This is a genomic window from Bradyrhizobium diversitatis, assembly GCF_016031635.1.
Classification (GTDB): domain Bacteria; phylum Pseudomonadota; class Alphaproteobacteria; order Rhizobiales; family Xanthobacteraceae; genus Bradyrhizobium; species Bradyrhizobium diversitatis.
In genome coordinates this window covers 299,541-315,902 of record NZ_JACEGD010000011.1, presented here as the reverse complement: position 1 = coordinate 315,902, position 16,362 = coordinate 299,541, and the positions used below count along the sequence as shown (strand labels likewise).

At 64.9% G+C, this 16,362-nt stretch carries 16 protein-coding genes; 14 read left to right on the top strand and 2 right to left on the bottom strand.

Annotated features, from left to right (window positions below; translation table 11 throughout):
- The first annotated feature begins 36 nt into the window (after nt 1–36).
- On the top strand, nt 37–2,367 hold the full coding sequence (locus tag H1B27_RS13580) for a hybrid sensor histidine kinase/response regulator (RefSeq protein WP_197966385.1): 2,331 nt from the start codon (nt 37–39) through the stop codon (nt 2,365–2,367).
- A gap of 4 nt (nt 2,368–2,371) precedes the next feature.
- Here the strand turns inward: H1B27_RS13580 and erpA are convergent, their stop codons facing one another.
- Nucleotides 2,372–2,701, bottom strand: coding sequence for an iron-sulfur cluster insertion protein ErpA (gene erpA / locus H1B27_RS13575; RefSeq protein ID WP_024342679.1), 330 nt, complete (start codon nt 2,699–2,701; stop codon nt 2,372–2,374).
- Between the two features lie 110 nt (nt 2,702–2,811).
- Here erpA and H1B27_RS13570 point away from each other — a divergent pair, with 110 nt between their 5' ends.
- The 12 genes from H1B27_RS13570 (at nt 2,812) to surE (ending at nt 14,920) form a co-directional block, all read left to right on the top strand.
- Nucleotides 2,812–4,020, top strand: coding sequence for a deoxyguanosinetriphosphate triphosphohydrolase (locus tag H1B27_RS13570; RefSeq protein WP_197966384.1), 1,209 nt, complete (start codon nt 2,812–2,814; stop codon nt 4,018–4,020).
- A 9-nt stretch (nt 4,021–4,029) separates the two neighbouring features.
- On the top strand, nt 4,030–5,820 hold the full coding sequence (gene argS / locus H1B27_RS13565; protein ID WP_197966383.1) for an arginine--tRNA ligase: 1,791 nt from the start codon (nt 4,030–4,032) through the stop codon (nt 5,818–5,820).
- 141 nt (nt 5,821–5,961) lie between these two features.
- Entirely contained in the window at nt 5,962–7,542 is a 1,581-nt protein-coding gene (locus H1B27_RS13560) for an SPOR domain-containing protein (RefSeq protein WP_197966382.1), read from the top strand.
- A 45-nt stretch (nt 7,543–7,587) separates the two neighbouring features.
- Entirely contained in the window at nt 7,588–8,616 is a 1,029-nt protein-coding gene (gene nagZ, locus H1B27_RS13555; protein ID WP_197966381.1) for a beta-N-acetylhexosaminidase, read from the top strand.
- Entirely contained in the window at nt 8,613–9,452 is an 840-nt protein-coding gene (locus H1B27_RS13550; RefSeq protein ID WP_028179491.1) for a segregation and condensation protein A, read from the top strand. Before nagZ ends, H1B27_RS13550 begins: the two co-directional genes overlap by 4 nt.
- A gap of 21 nt (nt 9,453–9,473) precedes the next feature.
- Nucleotides 9,474–10,202 (top strand): SMC-Scp complex subunit ScpB, encoded by a 729-nt coding sequence (gene scpB / locus H1B27_RS13545; protein ID WP_197966380.1) that lies wholly within the window; start codon nt 9,474–9,476, stop codon nt 10,200–10,202.
- A 164-nt stretch (nt 10,203–10,366) separates the two neighbouring features.
- Entirely contained in the window at nt 10,367–10,600 is a 234-nt protein-coding gene (locus tag H1B27_RS13540) for a twin-arginine translocase TatA/TatE family subunit (protein WP_018317874.1), read from the top strand.
- Nucleotides 10,601–10,687: 87 nt separating this feature from the next.
- Entirely contained in the window at nt 10,688–11,191 is a 504-nt protein-coding gene (gene tatB, locus H1B27_RS13535; RefSeq protein ID WP_197966379.1) for a Sec-independent protein translocase protein TatB, read from the top strand.
- On the top strand, nt 11,188–12,000 hold the full coding sequence (tatC, locus tag H1B27_RS13530) for a twin-arginine translocase subunit TatC (RefSeq protein ID WP_197966378.1): 813 nt from the start codon (nt 11,188–11,190) through the stop codon (nt 11,998–12,000). Before tatB ends, tatC begins: the two co-directional genes overlap by 4 nt.
- Before the next feature lie 131 nt (nt 12,001–12,131).
- Nucleotides 12,132–13,463 (top strand): serine--tRNA ligase, encoded by a 1,332-nt coding sequence (gene serS / locus H1B27_RS13525; protein WP_197966377.1) that lies wholly within the window; start codon nt 12,132–12,134, stop codon nt 13,461–13,463.
- Between the two features lie 120 nt (nt 13,464–13,583).
- Nucleotides 13,584–13,946 (top strand): hypothetical protein, encoded by a 363-nt coding sequence (locus H1B27_RS13520; RefSeq protein WP_197966455.1) that lies wholly within the window; start codon nt 13,584–13,586, stop codon nt 13,944–13,946.
- Between the two features lie 206 nt (nt 13,947–14,152).
- On the top strand, nt 14,153–14,920 hold the full coding sequence (gene surE / locus H1B27_RS13515; protein WP_061881789.1) for a 5'/3'-nucleotidase SurE: 768 nt from the start codon (nt 14,153–14,155) through the stop codon (nt 14,918–14,920).
- A gap of 104 nt (nt 14,921–15,024) precedes the next feature.
- On the opposite strand, the gene H1B27_RS13510 is transcribed toward surE, so the two are convergent.
- Nucleotides 15,025–15,396, bottom strand: coding sequence for a response regulator (locus H1B27_RS13510; protein ID WP_061881864.1), 372 nt, complete (start codon nt 15,394–15,396; stop codon nt 15,025–15,027).
- A gap of 224 nt (nt 15,397–15,620) precedes the next feature.
- Between H1B27_RS13510 and H1B27_RS13505 the strand changes: the two genes are divergently transcribed.
- The gene (locus tag H1B27_RS13505; RefSeq protein ID WP_156505316.1) at nt 15,621–16,271 is read left to right on the top strand and encodes a protein-L-isoaspartate(D-aspartate) O-methyltransferase; all 651 of its coding nucleotides are present in this window, start codon (nt 15,621–15,623) and stop codon (nt 16,269–16,271) included.
- Nucleotides 16,272–16,362: the final 91 nt, after the last annotated feature.

The following is a 16,362-nucleotide window of genomic DNA, read 5'->3' as shown; positions in this document are numbered from 1 at the left end:
AGGCGGCGGGCCATTGATGATCGAAAGGTTCCGCGGATGGGTTGGCCGGACGAGTCGATGAAGCGAACTGAGCCGCACGACGGCCTGATCGGCGCATTCCTGTATTGGCTTGGCGGCTTCGAGATCGAGGACGGCCTGACCGCCGATCTCAGCGAGCGCGAGATCCGCCGCATCCGCGCCAAGCAGATCGACGCCGTGACGCGGCTGATGCCGGTGACGATGGCGGTGACGATGCTGAACGTCGCCATCGTGCTGATCCTGTTCTGGGGCAGGGGCTGGAACGACTTCCTCGCGATCTGGGGCCTGACGCTTGCCGTCACCGCCTCGCTCGCGGTGCGCTCCTGGCAACGGTCGCATCAGAACCCGCCGCAGGAGGCTTCGCCCCGCGTCGCGCGCCGGATGTTGCGGCAGGCATTCTTCCTCGCCGCGATCTGGGGCACGCTACCGCTCGCGCTGTTCAGCCGCATCGAGCCGACCAGCCAGCTCATCCTGGCCTGCCTGATGGTCGGCATGATGTCGGGCGGCGCCTTCACGCTCTCGACCTTCCCGCGCGCGGGCCTCGTCTATCTCGCCACCATGACCGTTGCCTGCGCCGGCGCGCTGCTGCTGTGCGGCACCGGGCCCTATCTCGTGACCTCGGTGTTCCTGCTGCTGTTCGCATTCTTCATGGCGCGCAACATCGTCTCGCAGGGCAATCTGTTCCTCGGCAATCTCAAGGCCCAGCTCGAGCTCGAGCGCCAGACCGAGATCATCTCGCTGCTGCTGAAGGATTTTCAGGAAAACGCCAGCGACTGGTTGTGGCAGACCGACGCCGACGGGCATCTGATCGACGTGCCCCAACGATTCGCGGATGTCGCGCAGCTGCCGCTTCCGCTGTTGAAGGGATCCTATTTCGCCGACGTGCTCGACATGCTCTGCCCGGACGACAAGAGCGCAGCTTACAACGTTGTCGGCCTGATGGAGCAGAACGAGCCCTTGCACGAGATGAACCTCAGGGTCGTTGCCGGCGGCGAGGCGCGGCTGTGGTCGCTCACGGCGAAGCCCGCCTATGACCGCGAAGGACATTTCCTCGGCTATCGCGGCTTCGGGCGCGACGTGACCGAGCGTTGGCGCGCGGAAAAGGCGGAGGCCGAGAGCCGCGCCAAGTCGGACTTCCTCGCGGTGATGAGCCACGAGATTCGCACGCCGATGAACGGCGTGCTCGGGCTCGCCAGCATGCTGCTCGAAACCAAGCTCGATCCGGAACAGCGCGAAGCCGTCACCACGATCCGCGACTCCGGCGACAATCTCCAGCGCATCCTCAACGACATTCTGGACTTGTCCAAGCTCGAGGCCGGGCGCTTCACCTTTGAGGCGATCGACTTCGGCCCGCAGGCGCTGGTCGAGGCTGTCGCGACCGTTATTCGCGCGAGCGCCAAGAACAGGGGGCTGACGGTCAAGGTCGAACTCGATCCGAACCTGCCGCCGACCCTGCGCGGCGACGTCGCTCGCATCCGCCAGGTGCTGCTCAACCTCGCGTCCAATGCGGTGAAGTTCACCGACCGAGGCGAGGTGACGATTTCGGTCACCTGCCAGGCGCGACGCGACCTGCTGGCGACCGTCGAATGGACGGTGACCGACAGCGGCATCGGCATCGCCCCCGAAAAGCTCGGCCAGCTCTTCAGCGACTTCGCGCAAGCCGATGCCTCGATCAGCCGTCGCTTCGGCGGCACCGGCCTCGGCCTTGCGATCTCACGGCGCATCATCGAGCAGATGGGCGGCACCATCGGCGTCACCTCGACGCCGGGCGAAGGCTCGACCTTCCGTTTCACGCTGGTGCTGCCCTGGAGCCAGGCGCAGACGCCCGATCAGGCAGACGGCCGCGACGAGGCCGACGATCTCAAAGCCCGCATTGCCGGCCTCGACCGGCCGCTGAAGGTGCTGGTCGCGGAGGACGATGCCGTCAACCGCATGGTCGTGAGCAAGATGCTGGGATCCTTCGACGTCGAGCTGCGCGTCGTCGCCGACGGCGCCGAGGCCGTCGCGGCGGCATCCGAGGGCAATTACGACATCGTGCTGATGGACGTGCGCATGCCCGACATGGACGGACTTGCCGCCACCCGCGCGATCCGCGCGCAAGGCGGGCGCTTCGAAGCCTTGCCGATCGTCGCGCTGACCGCCAACGCCTTCCCCGAGGACATCAAGATTTGCCGTGAGGCGGGCATGTCGGACTTCCTCGCCAAGCCGCTGCGCAAGCCGGCGCTGATCGCGGCACTCCTGCGCGCGCTGGACGGCCACGTCATGTCGGAGGACGCGCCGCTCCAGCCGGGCCTGACGCCGGTCGAGGTGGAGTGGACGGAGGAGGAAAGGCAGATGACGGGCGCGTAGCCGGTCAGACCGAGAAGCTCGTCCCGCAGCCGCAGGACGCTGTGGCATTGGGATTGTTGACGCGGAACGAGGCGCCGATCAGATCGTCGACGAAATCGACCTGCGAGCCCGCCAGGAATGGCTGGGAGGCGGAATCGACCAGCACCACCGCATTGTCCTGCTCGATCACGAGATCGTCGTCGGTGCGGGCACGGTCGATGTCGAACTTGTACTGGAAGCCGGAGCAGCCGCCGCCCTCGACAGAGATGCGCAGCATCGCGCCGGAACCTTCGCCCTTGAGGATCTCCCCAATCCGGCGTGCGGCCCGGTCGCTGATGGTCACGGCAGTCGTCATCGTTCGTCTCCGATAGTCCCGCAGTCATACCCAATTCATTTGGTATCCCGCGCCCGACATAGTTAAGTGCCACCATACGCAGAATCAAATGGATAGGGACTAAATTCGCCGTGTCCGTCGGAATGGCAGCCCCCCGTGCGCCCTATGCCTGCGATCCCGATCGCAGCCGCGGCCGGCTGGTCCCCGAGCCCCCGAGCCGGACCCGCAGCCCGTTCCGGCGGGATTGCGACCGGGTGATCCATTCCACCGCCTTCCGCCGGTTGAAATACAAGACCCAGGTGTTCGTGTTCCACGAGGGCGACCATTACCGCACCCGGCTGACCCATTCGCTGGAGGTGGCGCAGATCGCCCGGGCGCTGGCCCGGCAGCTTGGGCTGGATGAGGACCTCACCGAAACCCTCGCGCTTGCGCACGATCTCGGTCATCCGCCGTTCGGGCATGCCGGCGAGCGGGCCCTGGACGCCTGCCTGAAGGAATTCGGCGGCTTCGACCACAACGCCCAGACGCTCCGTGTCGTCGCCTCGCTCGAGCACCGCTATCCCGAGTTCGACGGGCTCAACCTGACCTGGGAATCGCTGGAGGGCATCGTCAAGCATAACGGTCCGCTGACCGACCGCAGCGGCGCGCCGGTCGGGCGCTATCGCGAGCACGGCATTCCCGTGGGCATCGCCGACTACATCAGGACCTACGACCTCGAACTGTGGAGCTTCGCGTCGCTGGAGGCGCAGGTCGCCGCGATCGCCGACGACATCGCCTACGATGCCCACGACATCGATGACGGCCTGCGCGCCGGCCTGTTTCACCTCGACGATCTCAAGGTGATGCCGCTGACCGCGGAGATCATCGCCGGGATCGCTGCGCATTATCCCGATCTCGAGGACGTCCGGCGCGGCGCCGAACTGGTGCGCGAGCTGATCTCGCACCTGATCGGGGCGGTGTTTGCGGAGGCACGGAAGAACCTCGCCGCCACCAAGCCGCAATCAGCTCAGGAGGTGCGCCAGCAGGGCCGGGCGCTGATCGCGTTCCCCACCGAGGTCGCGGAGGAAGAGGCCGCCATCAAGGCCTTCCTGTACCAGCACATGTACCGCCACAAGCGGGTGATGCGGGTGATGGGGGAGGCGGAGCAGATCCTGTTCGATCTGTTCGCAAAATACCTGAAATCCCCCGGCGAGCTGCCGCCGGAATGGCTGCTCGGGGCGGAGGCAGACGACGAGGGCGATCGCGCCCGGCGGATCGGCAATTTCATAGCCGGAATGACGGATCGTTTCGCACTGACCGAGCACCAGCGGCTCTTTGACTCGACCCCGGATTTGCGTTAGGCGGCGGCCATGCCCCAGACACCCTCATCCCTGCATCTGTTCGCCGACGTGCTCGCGCGCGTGCACGCCGCCTGCCGCGCGCTTGCGGCGGACGCCAATTGGCCGGAGGGCATCGATTTCTCACGCGTGGTGGTCGAACCGCCGCGCGATGCCTCCCACGGCGACATGGCGACCAACGCTGCCATGGTGCTTGCGAAAGAGGCAAAGGCAAAGCCGCGCGACCTCGCCGAGAAGATCGCCGAGCGGCTCCGTGCCGACGCGCTGATCGCCAAGGTCGACGTCGCCGGTCCCGGCTTCATCAACCTGACGCTGAAGCCGGCCGCCTGGGCCGAAGCCCTGCGGACGGTACTGCGCGAGGGCGCCGATTACGGCCGCGTCCGGGGCGGCTCAAAGGTCAACGTCGAATACGTCTCGGCCAATCCGACCGGACCGATGCATGTCGGCCATTGCCGCGGTGCCGTGTTCGGTGACGCATTGGCGAGCCTGCTCCAGTTCGCCGGCCACGACGTCACGCGCGAGTACTACATCAACGATGCCGGCGCTCAGGTCGACGTGCTCGCACGCTCCGCGTTCCTGAGGTATCGCGAAGCGCTCGGCGAGGATATCGGTGCCATTCCCGAAGGGCTTTATCCCGGCGACTACCTCAAGCCGGTCGGGCAGGCGCTGGCGAAGGAGCACGGCGACAAGCTCCTCGCGATGAGCGAGGCTGGGTGGCTTCCGACCGTGCGTGCCAAGGCGATCGCGATGATGATGGACGAGATCAAGGACGATCTCGCCGCCCTCAACATCCGTCACGACGTGTTCTTCTCCGAGCGCTCGCTGCTCGAGACGGGCAACAACAAGGTCGCCGAGACCATCGATTTCCTGCGTGCCAAGGGCGACATCTACGAAGGCCGCCTGCCGCCGCCGAAGGGCGCCCCGGTCGAGGATTGGGAAGATCGCGAGCAGTTGCTGTTCAAGGCGACCGCCTACGGCGACGACGTCGATCGTCCCCTGATCAAGTCGGACAATTCCTACACCTACTTTGCCTCCGACATCGCCTACCACAAGAACAAGTTCGACCGCGGCTTCGCCGAAATGATCGACGTCTGGGGCGCCGACCATGGCGGCTACATCAAGCGCATGCAGGCGGCGGTAAAGGCGACCACCTCCGGAAAGGGGGCGCTCGACGTCAAGATCGTTCAGCTCGTGAAGCTCTTGCGCAACGGCGAGCCGGTCAAAATGTCGAAGCGGAGCGGGGACTTCGTCACCTTGCGTGAGGTGGTGGATGAGGTCGGTCAGGACGCCGTCCGCTTCATGATGCTCTACCGGAAGAACGACGCGGTGCTCGACTTCGACCTCGCCAAGGTCATGGAACAGTCGCGCGACAATCCGGTGTTCTACGTCCAGTACGGTCACGCCCGCGGCCACTCGATCTTCCGCAACGCGCGCGCCGAGGTGTTCCCGGAACTACCTGAGGATACCGGCAAACGGATCGCCTGGCTCAGTGAGTCGGCCATGGAGCGGCTGTCGGACCCGGTCGAACTCGATCTTCTCAAGCGCCTCGCAATTTATCCTCGCATGCTCGAGGCCGCTGCCGCGGCCCACGAGCCGCACCGAATTGCCTTTTATCTCTATGAGTTAGCGAGCGAATTTCACGCACTTTGGACGAAGGGGCGCGATTTGCCCTATTTACGCTTCATTATCAATAATGATGCAGATCTTACAAAGGCGCGACTGGCCATGGTCCAGGGCGTCGTCTCGGTCCTGGCATCGGGCCTCGCCATCCTCGGCGTCCATGCCCCGGACGAGATGCGGTAGTTTGGGGCGAACTACTTAAGGGGAATTCGGGGGGTAACCGGCAGAAGCCGGATCGCTTAGACTTGGTTCAAAGCCTTGTGGGTCGAAGGCCGCGCCTTGGTCGAGGGGCGCGCGGCTTTCCCGAAGGGACGCATCATTACGATGGCCGAACGATATCAGGACAGACCGTTTCCTTCCGATGACTATGGTCGCGGTGGCGATCAGCATGGCAAGGCGGAAAATGATCCCTTGGCCGAGCTCGCCCGCCTGATCGGACAAACCGATCCGTTTGCAGCGCAGGGCCGGCCGACCGCGCGCCCGCCGGCAACGCCAGCCCGAAGCTATCATCCGGACGATTATCGCCAGGACGATTTTCGCCAGGACGATGATCAACAGAATTATGCCGAGCAGGCCCCGCCGCCGCCCGGGCCGCCCTCATGGATGCGACGCGCCAACGTGCAGCCCGCACCCGCGCCGGAGCCTGACTATCCCGTCTCGGTCAGCCCGGTTCATCCGCTGCATCGCTATTCGGCCAAGCCTGCCGCGCCCGAACCCGATGTTCATCAGGCTCAGGCCTATCAGGATGGCTCTTATCAGGAACAGGCATATCAAGCTCAGGCCTACCAGCAGCACGGCCAAGCTTACCAGGATCAGGCCGAGCAGGAGTCGTACGCGCAGCCCGATCCCTCGCGCTACGACGATGCGCTCTACGGCCGGCTGGAGACAGGCGAGCAGGACTATCAGCGCGATCCCGCCTATCCGGACGACCCTTACGCATTCCAAAGCGACTATCCCGACGACGCCGAAATCGAAGAGCCGAAGAAGCAGCGCGGCGGCATGATGACGGTCGCGGCGATCCTCGCGCTCGCCGTGGTGGGTACCGGTGCGGCCTTCGCCTACAAGACCTATCTGGGCTCGCCCCGCAGCGGCGAGCCGCCGATCATCAAGGCCGATAACACGCCGACCAAGATCGTGCCGGCGCCGACGGACTCGTCGGCCAAAGTGCCGGACCGTATGGCCAGCGGTGACGGCACCGAGAAGATCGTGCCGCGCGAGGAGGCGCCCGTCGACGTCAACGCCAAGGCGGGCGGTCCCCGCGTCGTGTTCCCACCGCTGAACCAGAATGCGAACCCGCCGTCGGTGGCCAGCGTCTCGCCATCCGCGGTTCCGTCGCCCAGCACGGGGCCGGTCCCGGGCAATGGGACGTTGCCGAGCAATTCGCCGCGTCCGATCCGGACCGTCGCCGTAAAGGGCGACCAGACCGACGGCACCGTGCCGCAATCGGCCGCCGCCAAGCCGACGATCGCCGCGCCCAAACCTGTTGCCGCGCCCGCTGCGACGGCGGCGCCGCACAATTCGCCGACCTCGGCAAATGCCAGCCTCAACCAGCCGCTTTCACTCGCGCCGCAGTCGGGACCGACGGCCGAGCCTGCGCACCGGATGGCTGCCACCAACCCGACGCAGATCGCCCCCGCCAGCAACGGTGGCGGCTACATCGTGCAGGTGTCTTCGCAGCAAAGCGAAGACAGCGCCGCGGCGTCCTACCGAGTGCTTCAGAGCAAGTACGGCAACGTGCTCGGCTCCCGCTCGCCGGTGATCAAGCGGGTCGATCTGACCGACAAGGGCAAAGGGATCGTCTATCGCGCCTTCGCGGGTCCCTACGCTTCGGCCGAGGAGGCGACGCAGGCCTGCAACAGCCTGAAGGCTGCCGGCCTGTCCGCCTGCTTCATCCAGAGGAATTAACGGCCGTTTCCTTGACCCCCTCGCGGGGCAGGGTTAATCGGCCGTATGAGCACGCGGGCCTTCATTACCGGCGTATCCGGAACAGAACTGACCGCCGCCGAGCGGGAGTTCATCCGTGCCGAACGCCCATGGGGCTTCATCCTCTTCAAGCGCAACGTCGCGGCACCAGCCCAAGTTGCTGCATTGGTTGCGGAATTGCGGGCGGTTGCCAATGCTCCCGATGCTCCGGTGCTGATCGATCAAGAAGGCGGACGGGTGCAGCGACTGGGCCCGCCGCACTGGCCGGTCTATCCGCCGGGCGCCGTATTCGCGACCTTGTACGACACTGATTCGGCGCTTGGGCTCACCGCGGCGCACCTGAGCGCCCGCCTGATCGCTGCTGATCTCGCTGATCTCGGCATCACCGTGGATTGCCTGCCGCTGGCCGATGTGCCCGTGCCGGGGGCCGACGCCGTCATCGGGAACCGGGCCTATGGCACCGAGCCGGGCAAGGTTGCGGCGATTGCCCGTGCGGTCACCGAGGGCCTGGAGCAGGGCGGCGTCCTGCCGGTTCTCAAGCACATTCCCGGGCATGGCCGGGCCACCGCCGACACCCATTTCAAGCTGCCGACGGTCGACACGCCCCGGGACGAGCTGGAACGGACCGATTTCGCCCCGTTCAAGTCACTCGCGGATCTGCCGATGGCCATGACTGCACATGTTGTGTTTAGCGCGGTCGACCCCGCCCATCCGGCGACGACATCTGCGACAATGATTGCTGACGTGATTCGCGGCGCAATCGGGTTCCAGGGTTTGTTAATGAGTGATGACGTGTCGATGAACGCGCTGTCGGGGAATATCGCAGAGCGGACCCGCGCCATCTTCGCGGCCGGCTGCGACGTTGCCCTGCATTGCAACGGCAACATCGAGGAGATGCGCGACGTCGCCGGCCAGACACCTGAATTGTCGGGCAGGGCATTGGAGCGGGCGAAAGCCGCGCTCGCCGCACGCAAGCCGCCGCAGCCACTCGACCGGGCCGCCGCGCACGCGGAACTAGACGCATTGATCGCACGGGCAAACACGGCATCGGCATGACCGCAGAAATCCTATCGTTCGAAACCGGGCGGCCCGCAGAGCTCGCCGAGGGTGAGCCGGCGTTGGTGGTGGACGTCGAGGGCTATGAGGGCCCGCTCGACCTCTTGCTCGCACTGGCGCGGCAGCAGAAGGTCGACCTCGCCAAGATTTCGATCCTGGCGCTGGCCGACCAGTACCTCCACTTCATCGAGGCCGCGCGGAAGATCCGGCTCGAGCTTGCCGCCGACTACCTCGTCATGGCGGCCTGGCTTGCCTTTCTGAAGTCGCGCCTGCTGCTGCCGGAGCCGCCGAGTGCGGAAGGCCCGAGCGCCGAGCAGATGGCGACGGCACTGGCCAACCGCCTGCGCCGGCTGGAAGCCATACGCGAAGCGGCCAACCGGCTCATGAACCGGCCGCAATTGCAGCGCGACATCTTCCCGCGCGGCGAGCCCGAGCAGATCGCCGAGATCAAGCATCCGAAATACACCGCGACGCTGTACGACCTGCTCACCGCCTATGCCGCACAGCGCCAGTCGCGCGTGCTGGCGAGCGTGCATCTTGCCAAGCGCACGGTGTGGTCGCTCGCCGAGGCGCGTGCCACGCTGGAGCGGCTGGTCGGCAGCCTCAACGAACAGGACGACTGGGGCGTGCTCGACGATTTTCTGATCCGGCATGTCGCCGATCCGACGCAGCGGGCAACGGTGTTCGCCTCGAGCTTTGCCGCCGCGCTCGAACTGGTGCGCGAAGGCCAGCTCGAGCTGAACCAGAAAGAGGCGTTTGCGCCGATCTATTTCCGGAAGGGGCGCCCAAAACCGGTCCCGGACGCAGCTCCTGCGCCCGACGCGCCGGTCGCCTAAGTGCAAGAAGGAGAATCTGCCATGGCAAGCCTGGCTGAAGTGCGGGTAGAAGAGGCCGAGCCGATGGAGAACGAATCCCAGGCACGTCCCGAAGAATTGCGGCTGCTTGAAGCGCTGCTGTTCGCGTCGAGTGAACCGCTGGATACCGCGACGCTGGCCAAGCGCATGCCCGAGGGCGTGGACGTGAAGGCCGCGCTTGAGCAGCTCCAGGCCGATTATGCCTCGCGCGGCGTCAACCTCGTGCGTGTCGCAAACAAATGGACATTCCGCACGGCCGGCGACCTCGCCTGGCTGATGACGCGGGAGACCACCGAGACCCGCCGCCTGTCGCGTGCGGCGATCGAGGTGCTGGCGATCATCGCCTATCACCAACCGGTGACACGTGCTGAGATCGAGGAGATCCGCGGTGTCGTGACCTCAAAGGGCACACTCGACGTGCTGCTGGAGACCGGCTGGATCAAGCCGCGTGGCCGCCGCAAGACGCCCGGCCGCCCCTTGACCTTCGGAACCACCGAGGAATTCCTGTCGCAATTCACCCTGGAACAGCTCGGCGACCTGCCGGGCCTCGAAGAGCTGAAGGGCACGGGCCTGCTGGATTCGCGGCTGCCGACTGGATTTAGCGTGCCGACGCCGTCCGACGACCCGGCTCTGCGCGAGGACGAGGATCCGCTGGAACCGGGCGAGGACCTCGATCTCGCGCTGGCGCCTGCGGTCGAGCCCGAGACGCCGGAAGGCGGCGCCGAGGACTGATGCCCGTCCGCTTACGGGACCTGCGACCGGTTAACACTAGCAAGATTGCGTAGTGCCGACAGCGAATTGGCGCTGCCTTGGTCCTTGTTTTTGAGACCTGCCAAGCCTAGGTTTCGGTGAAGATCGGCCGGGTCCCCGGCCATGCGCGTTTGGAGGGTTGCAGGATGGGTTCACTCAGCATTTGGCACTGGATCTTGGTGATCGCAGTGGTCCTGCTGCTGTTCGGCCGCGGCAAGATTTCGGATCTGATGGGCGACGTGGCGCAGGGCATCAAGGCCTTCAAGAAGGGCATGCAGGACGACGACAAGCCCGCCGAGAAGCCCGAGCCGGCCAAGTCGATCGAGCACAATGGTGCGCCGACTGCCGCACGGTCCGACGTCGGCAGCAAGGCCGTCTGAGCCAGAGAGCACGCGAGACACGGGTAGCGGCCCCGATCCTGCGCGCGAGGATTGGGCCGGCTCCGGCTGGCGTGAACGGAAGACCTCATGTTCGACATCGGGTGGAGTGAACTGGTCCTGATCGGGGTCGTGGCCCTGATCGCCATCGGCCCGAAAGAGCTGCCGGGCGTGTTGCGCATGGTCGGGCAATGGATGGGCAAGGCCCGCAAGATGGCTGCGGAGTTCCAGGGCCAATTCCAGGAAGCGATGCGCGAGGCCGAGATGGCCGACCTCAAGAAGAGCTTTGACGAGGTCAAGGAAGCCGCCACCGGCTTTGCCAGCAACAATCCGCTGACCTCGCTCCAGAAGGACGTCAGCGACGCGCTCCGCGTCGATGCGCTGGACAAGCCGGCCGAGACGCCTGCCGCCACCGCCATCGATCCGCCCCTCACACCGACGGCACCGGAAACGCCGACGCCTGCGACCTTCATGGAAGCCGAAGCGCATGCGGCTGCGAACGAGCCTCTCGCGATCACGCGTGACGTCGAACAGGCACCGGTTGCGCAGGACACCGCGCCATCCGAGGCGATCAAGGACGCCAAAGCGTCATGACCGACGCCGATATCGAGGCCAGCAAAGCCCCGCTGATGGACCATCTGATCGAGCTGCGCTCGCGGCTGATCAAGGCGCTGCTCGGCTTTGGCATTGCCTTCATCTTCTGCTTCTTCTTCGCCAAGCAGATCTACAACGTTCTGGTCTGGCCGTTCGTGTGGGTCGCTGGGCCCGAGAACTCCAAGTTCATCTACACGGCGCTGCTGGAATATTTCATCACACAGCTGAAGCTCGCGCTGTTCGGCGCCGGCTTCATCTCGTTCCCGATCGTTGCGACGCAGATCTACAAGTTCGTGGCGCCCGGGCTCTACAAGCATGAGAAGCAGGCCTTCCTGCCGTATCTGGTCGCCACCCCGTTCTTCTTCGTGCTGGGCGCGGCGCTGGTCTATTTCGTCGTGTTGCCGATGCTGGTTCGCTTCTCGCTCGGCATGCAGCAGGCCGGCAGCGACGAGACCGCGCAGATTCAGCTCCTGCCCAAGGTCGGCGAATATCTGTCGCTGATGATGTCGCTGATCTTCGCCTTCGGCATCGCCTTCCAGCTTCCGGTGATCCTGACGCTGCTCGGCCGCATCGGCATCGTCACCTCGAAGATGCTGCGCGAGAAGCGCCGCTATTTCATCGTGATTGCCTTCGTCATCGCGGCCGTGTTGACACCGCCCGACGTGCTCAGCCAGTGCTCCCTGGCCATTCCGCTGATGGCGCTGTACGAGGGCTCGATCATCGCGGTGGCGATGGTAGAGAAGAAGGCGGCGGCTTCGCAGGCCGCCACCGGCACCGACGTGTCGACGCCGGCCAATCCGGCGGAGTAGGGCACTTTCGCTCTATCATCGCACTGCTCAGCCCATGATTCGTCATGCCCGGGCTTGACCCGGGCATCCACGACTTGATCTAAGGCGGCAGACACGTGGATGGCCGGTCCGGCCATGACGGGAAAACAGCCATGCACGACATCAAATCGATCCGCGACAATCCGCAAGCCTTCGACGCTGGCCTCGCACGGCGCGGTTTGAAGCCGATGTCGGCCTCGCTGCTGGCGATCGACGAGAGGCGGCGTGCGGCGATCCTAGCCTCCGAGCAGGCGCAGGCGCGGCGCAATGCGGCTTCGAAGGAGATCGGCGATGCCAAGAAGGCTAAGGAGGAGGCGCGGGCGGCCAGGCTGATGGCCGAGGTCGCCGACCTCAAGACCACGATGCCGCAGCTCGAAGCCGCCGCCAAGGCTGCCGACGAGGAGCTGACGAAAGAGCTGTCGGCGATTCCGAACATTCCGTTCGACGAAGTGCCTGACGGCGTCGACGAGCACGGCAACGTCCAGCACCACGTGTTCGGCAACAAGCGCAACTATAGCTTTGCGCCAAAACTGCATGACGATCTCGGCACCGCGCTCGGCTATATGGATTTCGAGGCGGCGGCCAAACTCTCCGGCGCGCGCTTCGTCGTGCTGAAGAAGGGGCTGGCGCGGCTCGAACGCGCCATCGGCCAGTTCATGCTCGATCTGCACACGACCGAGCACGGCTACACCGAGATCAATCCGCCGCTCCTGGTGCGCAATGAGGTGATGTTCGGCACCGGGCAACTGCCAAAATTCGAGGACGACCAGTTCTGGGCGATCAAGGGCGAACTGCTCGCCTCGCCCGACCTTGAGCGGCTGAAGAACGAGCGCCTCGGCCTGATCCCCACCGCCGAGGTGTCGCTCACCAATCTCGCGCGCGAGTCGATTCTCGACGAGAAGCAATTGCCGATGCGGCTCACCGCGCTGACGCCGTGTTTCCGTGCCGAGGCGGGCGCGGCCGGGCGCGACACGCGCGGCATGATCCGCCAGCACCAGTTCACCAAGGTCGAGCTGGTCTCGATCACCGCGCCGGAAACCAGCAAGGATGAGCTGGAGCGGATGCTGTCCTGCGCCGAGCAGGTGTTGCAGAAGCTCGACCTGCATTATCGCGTCATGACGCTGTGCGCAGGAGATATGGGTTTCTCGTCGCAGAAGACCTACGACATCGAGGTCTGGATGCCCGGGCAGGGCGATGGCGGCATGTTCCGCGAGATCTCGAGCTGCTCCGTCTGCGGCGACTTCCAGGCGCGGCGCATGGATGCGCGCTCGCGTGGGCCGGACGGCAAGCCGCGCTTCGTGCACACGCTGAACGGCTCCGGCACCGCAGTCGGCCGCGCGCTGATTGCGGTGATGGAGACTTATCAGCAGGAGGACGGCTCGATCGCGGTCCCCAGCGTGCTCCAGCCCTATATGGGCGGGCTGAAGGTGATCGCGCGCGACTAAAGCGTTTGCGAGCGAAGTGGATACCGGTTCGCGTCAAGAAAACGCGGCATGACGAGAATCGCGTTGCGAAGATCGGACGGCCGGCTATCCTGCCGGCCCCTCAATGCGACCCCACCCTTCATGCCCTTGCACCGCGACATCTTCTGGATCGGCAGACAATGGGCGGTGACAGGTGCCGGGATCCAGGCCATCGATCAGCGTCTTCGCGGCGTGCTTGACATCGATATCGCGCGGCTCTGGGACGACGATCTCGTGCAGAGCCGACGAGCCAAGCCCGGAGTGAATGCTGCGGATTTCGACAAGGCGCTGACGGTGGCACGCGAACGGTTTCCGCAGGCGCCGACACCTGACCCGTTCGTCGCGCAGCTGGAGGCGCTCGGTGTGATCGAGGCTCCCGTCCTGAATCCGGTCGTGCCGGCGATGCAACTGCGAGCGGAGGGCCGGCTCGCGCGTTTCCTGCCGCAATGGCGCATTCGCCGCTAAAGCGCGATGAGATTTGGATGAATCGTCATCGCGATTTAGGTCTTTGTTTGAGCATGATCTTTTCGGAAAACCGCTTTACACTTTTCCGGATCATGCTCTAGCGGGACCAGGCCGGGAACCTGCTGCCGGGCCCTGATCAGCCGGTTTGCCTGATGGGCCGCGGCCGGATATGACAGATCAAACGGTTTTCGGAATCGACCTCGCGCATGCGCATTCTCTGCACCAATGACGACGGCATCCATGCTCCCGGCCTCAAGGTCGTGGAGGAGATCGCGCGCGCCTTGTCGGACGACGTCTGGGTGGTGGCGCCCGAGCTCGACCAGTCCGGCGTGTCGCATTCGCTGTCGCTGAACGATCCCTTGCGCCTGCGCGAGGTCGGCCCGCGGCACTTTGCCGTGCGCGGCACACCGACGGACTGCGTCATCATGGGGGCCCGCCATATCCTGGGTGCCAAGCTGCCTGATGTCGTGCTGTCCGGCGTCAACAAGGGCCGCAACGTCGCCGAGGACGTGGTCTATTCCGGCACCATTGCCGGCGCGCTGGAGGGCACCATCCTGGGGCTGCCGTCATTCGCACTGTCGCAGGAATTCAGTGTCGAGACCCGTGAACGGCCGCCGTGGGACACCGCGCGCAAATTCGGGCCCGACATCCTGCGCAAGGTGATCGCTGCCGGCGTTCCCAAAGACACCGTCATCAACGTCAATTTCCCGTCCTGTGCGCCGGAGGATGTGCTGGGCGTCCGCGTCACGCGCCAGGGCAAGCGCAATCTCGGCTTCCTCAAGATCGACGAGCGCAGCGATGGCCGCGGCAATCCCTATTTCTGGATCGGCTTCGAGCGCACCGCGATGATGGATACGCCCGCCGACGGCACCGATCTCGCGGCGTTGCGCGAGCGCTACGTTTCCGTCACGCCGCTCAGGCTCGATCGCACCAACGAGGCATTTTCGGAAGAGCTGAGCCTCACGCTGAAATAGGGCTCGATCCCTTGCCGTTCCGATGGAATCGGAACGGGACTCTGGATTCCTGTTTCGACGCGTTTTCGTGACGCGAACCGGCGTCGACTTCGCTCGAAAACCCTCTAGCCGCCGCGAAGCGCGGCTTCGATGGTTCTGCCAAGCGCATCGAGCTGAAACGGCTTTTGCAGCGACGGCCGGTCGCGGTATTGCTCGGGCAGGCCGGAAGAGCCGTAACCGGTGGCGAAGATGAATGGGCGGCCCTTCGCCATGATGACGTCGGCCACTGGCGAGATGACCTTGCCGTTGACGTTGACGTCCAGAATGGCGAGGTCGAACTCGGTGGATTGCGCAAGCCGCATGGCCTCGGTGATGTCGCCCGCTTCGGCGGCAACCTTGTAGCCGAGCTCCTCCAGCATGTCCGCGACCATCATTCTGATCATGACCTCGTCTTCGACGAGGAAAACAGAGCGGCCCGAAAGCCCTGTCGCAGTCATTGGTGAGTCCTTGCCCATTTTCGTGAACGTTCGCAGATAACGATAGGGGGCGCAATGCGCGTTTCGGCGAACGCAACCCGCAAACGGCTTAGCGCTTTGAAAGCCCGGTTGTGGTCAAATGCTGCGCCGAAAGGCTATCATGAGTTCCTGAGCCGGAACAAGATTCTCGTCTCGGGTTCTTGCGGTGCAACGCGATGCGCCAGACGAGATGAGCAACAGCAGCTATGACGTCCCATCAGCACCCGCCGGAAAAGATGATGTTTCAGCTGACGCTGAGGCGTCGGGGCATCAGCGATCAGGCCGTGCTGAGGACCATGGAGGAGGTGCCGCGCGAGCTTTTCGTCGAGGACGCCGATCGCGACGGCGCCTATCGTGACAGCGCGCTGCCGATCGCCTGCGGGCAGACCATCAGCCAGCCCTTCGTCGTCGCCTACATGACCGAGCAGCTCCAGCTCAAAAAGCAGCACCGGGTGCTCGAAATCGGCACCGGGTCTGGCTACCAGGCTGCCGTGCTTTCGCGCCTTGCTGGCCAGGTGCTGACCGTCGAACGCTATCGCAAGCTCGCCGACACGGCACGCGCCCGACTCGAAAAGCTCGATTGTCACAATGTCGAGGTGATGCTCGGCGACGGCCTCAATCTGCCTCCCAATATCGGTCCGTTCGATCGCATCATCGTCACCGCCGCGCTGGAGCAGATTCCGGACAACCTGATCGAGCGGCTGGAGGTCGGAGGCGTCCTGATCGCCCCGGTCGGCCCGCATCAGGGCGTGCAGACGCTGACCCGCCTGACCCGCAGCGAGACCGGAATCGAGCGGAGGGAACTCGTCGAGGTCCGCTTCGTACCGGCACTGCCCGGGGTGGCGCGGGAACTGTAGAACCCGGATCGGCTGTGCCGCCAACACCTTATTGGGAGGGTTAAGCCGTTATTTACTCGGTAGGTGTTTACTTAAAACACCAGTTCTGTTG